At 39.5% G+C, this 9,400-nt stretch carries 12 protein-coding genes and 2 pseudogenes; 3 read left to right on the forward strand and 11 right to left on the reverse strand.

Features of this window, described 5'->3' with window-relative positions:
* Positions 1-144: 144 nt before the first annotated feature.
* From ACTNEW_RS14575 to ACTNEW_RS14595, 5 genes are all read right to left on the reverse strand, one after another.
* On the reverse strand, positions 145-1,149 hold the full coding sequence (locus ACTNEW_RS14575; RefSeq protein ID WP_441062294.1) for a type II toxin-antitoxin system antitoxin SocA domain-containing protein: 1,005 nt from the start codon (positions 1,147-1,149) through the stop codon (positions 145-147).
* A 27-nt stretch (positions 1,150-1,176) separates the two neighbouring features.
* Positions 1,177-1,554: a hypothetical protein gene (locus ACTNEW_RS14580; RefSeq protein ID WP_441062295.1), complete on the reverse strand. Its 378-nt coding sequence runs from the start codon at positions 1,552-1,554 to the stop codon at positions 1,177-1,179.
* 149 nt (positions 1,555-1,703) lie between these two features.
* Complete coding sequence (locus tag ACTNEW_RS14585; protein WP_441062297.1) at positions 1,704-2,786, reverse strand: DUF5688 family protein; 1,083 nt, start codon at positions 2,784-2,786, stop codon at positions 1,704-1,706.
* 6 nt (positions 2,787-2,792) lie between these two features.
* A complete protein-coding gene (locus ACTNEW_RS14590) occupies positions 2,793-2,939 on the reverse strand; it encodes a hypothetical protein (RefSeq protein WP_441062298.1) in 147 nt (48 codons plus the stop codon).
* 151 nt (positions 2,940-3,090) lie between these two features.
* A complete protein-coding gene (locus tag ACTNEW_RS14595) occupies positions 3,091-3,597 on the reverse strand; it encodes a prealbumin-like fold domain-containing protein (RefSeq protein ID WP_441062301.1) in 507 nt (168 codons plus the stop codon).
* Between the two features lie 9 nt (positions 3,598-3,606).
* Between ACTNEW_RS14595 and ACTNEW_RS14600 the strand changes: the two genes are divergently transcribed.
* On the forward strand, positions 3,607-3,855 hold the full coding sequence (locus ACTNEW_RS14600; RefSeq protein ID WP_441062317.1) for a GNAT family N-acetyltransferase: 249 nt from the start codon (positions 3,607-3,609) through the stop codon (positions 3,853-3,855).
* A 36-nt stretch (positions 3,856-3,891) separates the two neighbouring features.
* Here ACTNEW_RS14600 and ACTNEW_RS14605 read toward each other — a convergent pair.
* Both ACTNEW_RS14605 and ACTNEW_RS14610 read right to left on the reverse strand, forming a co-directional pair.
* Positions 3,892-4,068, reverse strand: a pseudogene (locus ACTNEW_RS14605) (adenylate kinase); the annotation flags it as partial.
* A gap of 342 nt (positions 4,069-4,410) precedes the next feature.
* The gene (locus ACTNEW_RS14610) at positions 4,411-4,833 is read right to left on the reverse strand and encodes a hypothetical protein (RefSeq protein WP_441062303.1); all 423 of its coding nucleotides are present in this window, start codon (positions 4,831-4,833) and stop codon (positions 4,411-4,413) included.
* 48 nt (positions 4,834-4,881) lie between these two features.
* Between ACTNEW_RS14610 and ACTNEW_RS14615 the strand changes: the two genes are divergently transcribed.
* Positions 4,882-5,412: a hypothetical protein gene (locus tag ACTNEW_RS14615; protein WP_441062304.1), complete on the forward strand. Its 531-nt coding sequence runs from the start codon at positions 4,882-4,884 to the stop codon at positions 5,410-5,412.
* 536 nt (positions 5,413-5,948) lie between these two features.
* Here ACTNEW_RS14615 and ACTNEW_RS14620 read toward each other — a convergent pair.
* The 3 genes and pseudogenes from ACTNEW_RS14620 to ACTNEW_RS14630 all read right to left on the reverse strand — a co-directional run.
* Positions 5,949-6,095 (reverse strand): annotated as a pseudogene (locus ACTNEW_RS14620) (hydroxylamine reductase); the annotation flags it as partial.
* Positions 6,089-6,247, reverse strand: a complete 159-nt coding sequence (locus ACTNEW_RS14625) for a ferredoxin (RefSeq protein ID WP_441062306.1) — start codon at positions 6,245-6,247, stop codon at positions 6,089-6,091. The pseudogene ACTNEW_RS14620 and the gene ACTNEW_RS14625, both read right to left, overlap by 7 nt.
* 12 nt (positions 6,248-6,259) lie before the next feature.
* Positions 6,260-6,976, reverse strand: a complete 717-nt coding sequence (locus ACTNEW_RS14630) for a 4Fe-4S dicluster domain-containing protein (RefSeq protein ID WP_441062308.1) — start codon at positions 6,974-6,976, stop codon at positions 6,260-6,262.
* Positions 6,977-7,086: 110 nt separating this feature from the next.
* Here ACTNEW_RS14630 and ACTNEW_RS14635 point away from each other — a divergent pair, with 110 nt between their 5' ends.
* Complete coding sequence (locus ACTNEW_RS14635) at positions 7,087-7,752, forward strand: Crp/Fnr family transcriptional regulator (protein WP_441062310.1); 666 nt, start codon at positions 7,087-7,089, stop codon at positions 7,750-7,752.
* 366 nt (positions 7,753-8,118) lie between these two features.
* On the opposite strand, the gene ACTNEW_RS14640 is transcribed toward ACTNEW_RS14635, so the two are convergent.
* Complete coding sequence (locus ACTNEW_RS14640; protein WP_441062312.1) at positions 8,119-8,799, reverse strand: DUF1905 domain-containing protein; 681 nt, start codon at positions 8,797-8,799, stop codon at positions 8,119-8,121.
* Positions 8,800-9,400 lie beyond the last annotated feature (601 nt).

A 9,400-nucleotide genomic window follows, 5' to 3' on the forward strand; every position in this document is an offset into this window, starting at 1 on the left:
CTTCGCAAGTTCTCCTTGCTAAAGGAATGTCTCTTTGATATAATTAATTTGCGAAGTTAATACGTCAAAGAGAAATCTTTGGCAAGGGATCAGCCGGTGGTTATACCCGGCTTTTTCTATTGTAAAGACAAAAGTCTGAACAATCTAAGCGGAAGCAAGCATATTATGAATATAGTCCATAATACCAGTCTCCGTATTTAAATCATACTTTGTTCTTACGGATACAAAGTAATCCTTAATTGCCTCTTTTGAGATTTCTTCCTGCGATGGCTCGTTCTCTGAGTAACCTTCACGCGCATCAATCCATGGATTTTCTCTATGCGTTATTTTCTCAAGAACCTTTCCACCATACATTCCAAATGTGTTAACAACCAGATCAATCACTTCTCTTTCTTTTTCATTAAGATTAGTGGACTTTCCTTTTAGCAACTCGAATCTCGGGTCATCAATAGGATCATATCTGAAGCTACTGAACATATCATAAATCTCAGCATATACAGGTCCATGAACCCATGCCTGGCAATTGTCATCAAATAATGGGATCTCGTATTTTGAAAAATATAATCCCTGAACAAAGTATAGTATTTTTTGCAATGCTAATGGTGTTACTTCTCCTAACTGTTCAAAAATATAGGATATCACCATCAACATCTTAGATGGTACGCTAAATAAAGCATCCAGTTCCTTTATCGCAGACACAGCTTTCTTATATGCTGCATCCGCAAGTTTATCCCTGTTGCTTTCTAAGAGTTCACGCATTACCTTTGTATCAGATAATGCTGCTCTCATTGTATCAGAATACTCTTTTGAAGGAATCTGTCCTGCAAGATATCGAGCAATTGTAACTTCTCCAAACCCCAATGCCATGGATAATGGGGCTTTTCCTAAGCTATAAATTTTACCCAGTTTTTCAATTTCATCAGTCGAAATAATACCTTCAGCTTTTCGAAACTGTTCATCAATCTCTTTTGCATTGTAATCAAGTATTCCTTTTACACCTACTTCACATCCGCATTCTTTGCAGTGTGCTGTGGTAATTAAAAACTGATACTCCTTTTCTCGAATGGTTTTCGTTATAGGTGTTTTATGGAGTGCATATGCTGTCTCTTTTCTGCACTCCATACAGAATGTTCTCCTTCTTCCTGCCATTTTGTTTTCCTCCTAAGATTCCTATATCTATTTAAAATAATATGATAACGGGTGCTCTTGTTCGTGGAAAGAAATAACGAATAAATACTGGTCTGAAATTTTGTTGAACTTAATATAAAGTGATACTGTTCTTTCCTTATCTCCAAACCTCTCTAATAAATCTATATCTTTACCGAAAATGTATAATATCTCATGTTCCATGCCTTTATGATCATTTGGTACGGCAGTGGAAAAGTCCATCGGTGTCAAACTTTTAATAATATCTAATTCTTTCTCTTCTGATATTACATAATCGGTTAAAAGCTTCCTATTTTTAGGGCGAGGAGCAATCTGATACTTTCCATCATCGATAGCAGCCCACACGCCCTGAAGATATATCTCAATATCTTTTTTATCAAAGTGCATATATAATTATCCTCCTCACCTGTCACATGATTGGATTTTTACATTTTTCTATCATCATGATACCAGTGAAGATTTATAATGTCAAGGGTATATGATGGATTTTTTGCTTTTTTCTATCATTATACAAATTCGATAGCACTTACAACTGCTTACAATTCCTGCCCTTTATCCTTCTTCACCGCCTTCTCCACAGCTTTCTCTGCTTTCTTTGCAACGCTCTGCTGTTTCTTTTCTCCCAGGCGTTCATGAATACTCTTCTTAGCAGCCTTTGTTTCTGCTTTTTCCTTCTCGAGCCGGGATGCACGTTTCTCCGCATTTTCCATGACCGCTTCCTTGCGGTCATAATGCTGGACGTGATCGGATAAGCGATCCTCTCTGGATACTTCTGTCCGGTTAATCTGCTGTACCATGGCAGAAAGTTCTTTCAACTCAATATCCACAGCTTTCGGCACTACAATCACCTCATGACAACTGGAAGGAAGGATATAGAAATCTCCTCCTACGATTTCTCCGATCTGCTGCATAATATTTTCCTGAAGGATTAAGCCGGCACCATCGATTTTAGCACTATTGGAAAGGCAGTACATGCCCATACCGGCTCCATGATCAGGATTACCATCTAAAAGGTTCTTCGGTTCTACACCAAACATCATGCTCTCCATCATGTTTCCCATTTCACAGAACATCGGATTACGATTCATATCTGCAGCCAAAGCATCCTGATGGAGCTGATCCACGCTGACTCCCCACGTCTTAAGAAGATCCTGAGTGACTGCCATACTGGCCGTTCCCTCTTCTGTTTCCTGAAGATTGACATGATAAGTGGCAGAGAAATCACTGTGCTCTGTGTGCACAAGATTGGCAAGTCTTTCCTGGTTCTCCTGTGTATCACAAAGACGGATCTGGAGACTTTCCTTTACAGCATCATAATTCATAATCTTCTGTGCCACCTCCGGACCAATTCCCGGCGTGTCGTATTCAATACGCATATCTGCAATATCTCCTACAATCTCATCGATATTTTTCCCGTTCTGGTAATTGTTCCAGAAGTTCTCAATATAAATATTCGGTACCACATGCTCACCGGGCTTTGCAATGGAAATGCCGGTAAGATGTGTATCATTGTTTTTTATCACCTCGTTGAAAGTGATTTTCGCATCTGCATAACTCTCAGGCAGAAAATCCTTAATGGTCTCCTGCAGATACTGCTGAAATTCTTTTCTGTTCATCATATGTTACTACCCCCTTCTGATCATGTGACGGTTCGGAAATTTTCTGGAAATTGCTCTTTCCGCCAGTTTCTGATAAGCCTTCATACGGCTTACTACCTTCATTTCGTTCTCATGCATATTCTTTTTATTCTCGGTTTTTCCCATAGTTCTCATAGATAAATCCTCCTCGATTGTTGTATTGATTATGTTCAAAATGTCCTTTCAGACTTTTGATAAAATGCTCGACAGTGTCGAATGAATTGAAAAAGGCACCCTCCGGAATAATTCCAGAGAGCACCTTCATTGATTTAGGATCAGATACTTCTTAGTCCTCTTTCTTATTCAGTTTTTTCTTCTTTCTGCTTCCAAAAAGAATACCGGCTACCATACTACCCGCAGCCAGCATAAGTGCGATTGGAATCCAAAGATTGGTTTCATCTCCTGTTTTGGGATTGCTTCCCGGAGTGCTAGGAGTGCCAGGATTTTCAGGAGTCTTTTCCTTATTAGTCAGGTTCTTTGTCACCTCGATAATCGGTGTGTTCTGATCCACATATTCAAACACGATCTCGTGCTGTGTGGTATCGAGAGTATAACCGTCAAGGGCCTTTGTCTCTACCAGATAATACTTGATCGGATCACCAAATTCACCGTTTTTGTAAGTAGCGATCTCATAGAGGCCGCTTTCTGCATAACCGGCTGCATCTGTCACAAGCTTCTCAAGTACTTTGCCATCACTGTCGCGGAGCTCGAATTCTACACCCTTCAGTGGTTCTTCGTTATCTGCGTCCGTTTTATTGATGATGACCTTACCCTTGGCCGTATCATCTTTCATCCACTCACTATTTTCGATAGACTAAATGGAGAATATATCGAAGGTATTTTTGTTTCTGGCGAAATACAGTCGCAAGGTATAGGTAAACTGCTGCTGAATTTTGTAAAAGATAGAAGATCTAAATTGTCCTTAAATGTGTACCTGAAGAACACACAGGCAATACATTTTTATCAAAGAGAGGGTTTTATAATCCAGTGCGAAGGTTTGGATGAAGCTACCGGCGAAAAAGATTATGTAATGATATGGCAACAGAAATAAAAAATTCAGTTTGACGAACTGGATAAATCGGAATTACTCAAAGTCCCTTTGCCAATCGAATGGAATATAGCCACCTTCAACAATTAAGCTCTGATTGTTCTCAATAGCAGTTTTTATCATTTCACGAACAATCGGCCACAAGTATTCGGTTAATTCATTATCATCCATAGGGGTGAGTTCTGTGTTTCCGCTACGAATTAAACCCATTTTAAGGGGTTAATTCCGAACCACGAAAAGGTCAGCCCTTTCACTTGTATTTTGACAACTAAATAAATCATTCACTAAGACTTTAATTCTGATGATTTAAGCCACCTTATCGGGTACGCCGTGACTTCTGCATTGCAGAACAGCGAGAACTCCCGGTATAAGTAATAGGTTGCCCCTGTTACGGCGATGACAGTCAGAAGGATAATGATACTTCTCTACGGAGCTGGCGGAGTACCCGGCAGAGGTGAAATTCCTATGATACAGATTAGCAGTCTGTTCCTTAGTGACTTCCCGTGAGCTTTTGCTCGGCAAGGAGTGTTAAGAACAAGTTCATAAGTAATAACTTTTTCATTTTTCACCTTTCAAATTTACACACTCTTGTTTAATAAGCTGATAAACATGATCTATTTCGTTTTTATCAGCATAGATCGTAGTTAAAAGAAGAAAGCCTCTCATTGAAATGGAATCCGTATCTTTATCAAGTCTTATATAGCTGACAGTCTTAAGATCGATATGTGAACCTATTCTTTCATTAACAACCATTTCATGAGACATTGGCACATAATTCCTGTCGACTTTAATCCAGCCCCTTTCAAGAACATATTTATAAACATAGCCCTTTCTATACCATATAAGAGCAATAAGAACCGCTAAACCAAATAAAGCCACTATCATCCCTATCAACCATAAATTTTCGATCAGCGTACCAATCAAATCATGGGGATCGGCAATAAACAAGGCAAAACAAATGATCAAGACTGTAATGCCCACAATATAACAAGCCACGAAACAATACTATTGTATAGGGGGGTATGCGTATTGAAAAGAGTATATGTGAAGTATTGTAAATATTTCCTTTTGAGTCTGTTGGTAATGGTGACAGGCTCGCTTGCGGCATGCGGACAGCAGAAAACAGAGTCTGAACCGGAACCTGAGTCTGAATCAAAAACTACGAATACCACAGTGTTTCCGGTTAATTCCATTCTGTATTTCAACGACGATGAGGGATCTGCAGAATTGATTCAGTATTTCCAGGACGGAAACGTGCCTGAGGAAGCGAATGTCTTATACGATCAGATGGGAAGCAATCCTGAGATTACAATAACGGATGCCGAAACAATCAAGGAATTGTACAAGTATCTTGGCATGGTAAAAGTTGACGGAGAAACAAATGAATCCATTACCGACTGTTATCATTATGTGGAGTTCAAGCTGGCGGATGACCATTACATATACTATTCCTTTGAGGGAGAGAACCTATGGAGCTATGGCGGTAAGAATTACAGCATCAGCAACAGCGGCAAGCTGTTTGATTTGATAAAAGAACTCACCGATGAATATGCTCAATAGCAGGAGATCGAAGAAACAACGCCGGAGCAGAGTGATGGCGGAAGTTTGTATCAGGAAGTAATCGATGGAAATATACTGATTGAATATCCTTCCGGATGGAAGGCGCAAAGTAGCGGTGAAAAGTATGTGAATATGTCAGCGATGCATATGGTGATCAACATGAGGATGAAACAACATATTTTGAATTTATACATGCAATTGAAAGTATGAAGATTAAGACAGAATAAGAGATTTGATAAAGATAGCACCCTGGAGATACAGACTCCAGGGTGTAAATTATTTGCAAACAATTTTATCCAGATGTAATTAAAGGTTATTCCACAACAGGTGGAATGAAGGTTTCAATGGCATTGACCAGTTTTGGATGATAAATCAAAAAATGAATCGAAGGAGCTTTGCCTTTGGATATCATAGCCCATTTTCCTTCATGGATGATGATCTGTGAATACACTGGCATCCTGTACATATTCCAGTATATGGAAGTTATCCACCGTCTTAATAAATAAAGTCCTTTTCTTCACCAATATGCACCGCACCTGCCATGCGGTTCCATAATCGCCCTTTAGATGGCTATATTTTTTCAATTCCGGATAGGCATGAGCAGGGAGCATTTCACCATGGGTGTAGATATTAATTCCTTTATCCTTTGTCTGTTCCAAAAGAATCTGGATATCTTTCAGGTCATCATAGCATCCTCGGCATTCAGCATATCAGCAGCGTCCACTTCCTGATCCACTGCCTCAGCCAATCCTTCATTATTCATAAAGAACGCCTTCGTACAGAGTCCATTACACATTCCGCAACCGATACATTCTCCATTTACAAAATACTTCATAATCTGCTCCTCCTATTCTCTGATGGTTCCATCTATACCAATTGTCACTACCTGCCATGGAATGAACTTCCCGCTTGCCTGCAGTGCTTTCTTGGCTGCCATCTCCAGACCGCCGCAACAAGGAACTTCCATTCTGACGATTATCACTGACTGAATATCATTCTTTGTGATAATCTGCGTCAGCTTTTCACTGTAATCCACTGCATCCAGCTTTGGACATCCAATCAGTGTGACTTTTCCTTTCATGAAATCTTCATGCATGGATGCATAAGCATATGCACTGCAGTCTGCTGCTATCAGAAGTTTCGCTCCATCGAAATATGGTACCTGGAGAGGTGCCAGTTTGATCTGAACCGGCCAGTTCTGAAGTCTGGATAAGTGCTTTTCTGTTGGTTGCTGCTTTTCTTCATACATTGCTTCCCTCTGTATCTGCATTACTCTGGAACCCGGGCAACCACTGTGCACATGTGTCGTTTTCTTCTCATACTCTTTTTTCATCTGTGCTTCTTTTACAGCTGCTTCATCATATTCCGGTGCCTCGCGCTCTACAAATGTAATTGCTCCGGTCGGACAACCCGGGAGACAATCTCCAAATCCATCGCAGAAATGCTCCCTTACTAATTTTGCCTTTCCATCTACGATATCGATTGCTCCTTCATGGCATGCACTTGCACAAATTCCACATCCGTTACATTTCTCTTCATCTATATGGATAATCTTTCTAATCATGTTATTAACCTCCACTGATTTGTTTGTATCTTTGTTTTGCTTTTCTGATGTCATCATATTATAATAATTCTAACTTGTATGTTTGATTTCAAACAAATGGAGGAACATTTATGAAAAAATATATATCAATATTACGGACAAGTCCTTTTTTCTCAGGACTTACAGATGAAGAAATATTATCAGTACTTCATTGCGTAAGTGCTACCTCAATTACCAAAACAGAAGGAACCTATATTTTTCGGGCCGGTGACTCTACTGAAGTTATGGGACTTGTTTTATCCGGTTCTGCACTGATCATTCAGGAAGATTTATGGGGCCATCGCAACATCTTATCCCGTTGTAAAGCCGGCGACTTCTTTGGAGAGCCTTATGCCGCCAAGCCTGGTTCCGTATTAAATATCAGTGTTGTTGCAGAAAAAGACTGCGATATTCTTATGCTTAATATCAAACGTCTACTTGTTACCTGCCCTACTGCCTGTGATCATCACCAGAAACTGGTTCGTAATCTGGTAAATGTCCTTGCCAATAAGATTTTGATCTTTAATGAAAAGATCACCCACATCAGCAAACGTTCTACCAGAGAAAAACTGCTTTCCTATTTATCATCAGAATCCCTAAAGCATTCCTCGCTGTCTTTTGACATACCTTTTGATCGTCAGCAATTAGCAGACTTCCTTTGCGTTGAACGAGCTGCTATGTCTGTTGAATTATCAAAATTGCAAAAGGAAGGATTATTAAAAACAAATCGGAATCATTTTGAACTCCTAACCTCATAGTATAAAATCAGAGCTTAATCGTCAGTGTCCCCAAAGATACCAATTCTTTTTTAATGGGAATTAATTTTCCCTGATATCGGTACAACAAAAAAGATGAAATGCTTTACTGACATCTCATCTTTTTTTCTATAGCGAAAATGAGGTTATAACTGGGATACTCTATATACTTCACTTTAGAATTCTCCTATGGTTAATAAAATGATGATGGGGTCAAAATACCTTTTGACCAGAATCTGGCGAGTTCTCTTTTCTTTTAAACTACTTTTTCTCCGAAAACTCATATGCCTGTACCACCCATGCAAACAAAAGTATATCCTGATTAATGAAGTCCATTTGTTTTCTCCTTATTATTCTAACTACTGATATCTACGCATGGCTGCCGGTTTCCAGGCACCACTTTGCAATCTTCTCAATTAACGCAGCATCAATCTTGCCATAGGGGATTCGGATATTACCCTTATCCGTTTTGTATCCGTGTAATTCTTTGGAAAACTGTACTACAGCAGCAGGGCCTGGATACAGGCCGATGTGTTTTTTCGAGGCAGCAAAATGAACAATGTTATGACCTTTCCAGTAGGTTGGCATACTCCATGAAATACGTTCTTCCGCTTCCGGTAATGCACTGTGAAGAATCTGACGGATATAGCGCAGATCTTCCTGCTTATCCTCATCCTGGCTCAAGATATATTCATCAATCGTCTTTGGCTTTTCACCGCAGTAATGACTCTGCCCCTTTTTCTTGAACTCTCTGCCACATTTGGGACATTTCCACATAGGGATTTGCTCTCTGTATCTTTCCTGAAGAACCACTTCAACAATATCACCAAAGTTCTTACCAATCTGCTTACGTATCTGTCTTGTAACGCCGATGATGTAACACGGAGTTCCCATTTTTACGACTTGCCCACGGTACGGAATACCATCAAAAGCAGCATTCACCGGCAGACGCCCTTTTCCAAAAAGCTCTTTGATATCGTAAGGAACCTCTACATAGGCTGCATCCATATTCTCATTTTGAAGAATTCTTGCACAAAATTTTAATTCCACGTTATCTACCCCTCATTGATTTAAACGGTCCAAAGGTGTCATATCCTTTACAGCAAAATCGGATTAAACATCACAACATCGATGAATCCCATATTTACAATGATCACTCTCTTTTTCACTCCGGTCACTTCGTCTTTCATTATTAGCTTTCCCATCTGTCGTTCCTCCGCATCAAATCATTTCGTACTCTGATTATATCAACAAAATCATATTTCTGCCATAGCGAGGTTTTTCATTTTCATGTTGTATGAGGGCTCTCCGTTACTGAGAACGGAGTGAACAGTAACGGCTCTCCTTTCCCATATAAGTGAGTTCTGCATTCAGTAATTCCGATTGTGGAAAAAACCAGAAAATGTTATTCTTATCACAGGCAGTGGAGTACTCTTAGTCCGGTTGTTTCGTGAGGTAACTTAAGGAATTTAATGAGCTATGGCTCTTTAAGTATGGATGGGCACCTCCACACTTTATTTCAGAAACCTATTTGCAAAAGAGGAGCTTCTTGTATAATTCAAATATAAGGAATTCCGAGAAAGAAGGTTGAGAAAAAAATACCTCAGAGTAAAATAAGATTACTGACTTTGCACGGTTAGTAAAAAATCTT

This window comes from Blautia sp. HCP3S3_G3 (assembly GCF_052063365.1).
GTDB lineage: Bacteria > Bacillota > Clostridia > Lachnospirales > Lachnospiraceae > Blautia_A.

Coding starts and splice junctions, on each gene's coding strand:
- ACTNEW_RS14585 (WP_441062297.1), bottom strand. CDS start 2,786: ATGATGAACAGAAAAGAATTTCAGCAGTATCTGCAGGAGACCATTAAG.
- ACTNEW_RS14595 (WP_441062301.1), bottom strand. CDS start 3,597: ATGAAAGATGATACGGCCAAGGGTAAGGTCATCATCAATAAAACGGAC.
- ACTNEW_RS14580 (WP_441062295.1), bottom strand. CDS start 1,554: ATGCACTTTGATAAAAAAGATATTGAGATATATCTTCAGGGCGTGTGG.
- ACTNEW_RS14630 (WP_441062308.1), bottom strand. CDS start 6,976: ATGATTAGAAAGATTATCCATATAGATGAAGAGAAATGTAACGGATGT.
- ACTNEW_RS14575 (WP_441062294.1), bottom strand. CDS start 1,149: ATGGCAGGAAGAAGGAGAACATTCTGTATGGAGTGCAGAAAAGAGACA.
- ACTNEW_RS14635 (WP_441062310.1), top strand. CDS start 7,087: ATGAAAAAATATATATCAATATTACGGACAAGTCCTTTTTTCTCAGGA.
- ACTNEW_RS14625 (WP_441062306.1), bottom strand. CDS start 6,247: ATGAAGTATTTTGTAAATGGAGAATGTATCGGTTGCGGAATGTGTAAT.
- ACTNEW_RS14590 (WP_441062298.1), bottom strand. CDS start 2,939: ATGAGAACTATGGGAAAAACCGAGAATAAAAAGAATATGCATGAGAAC.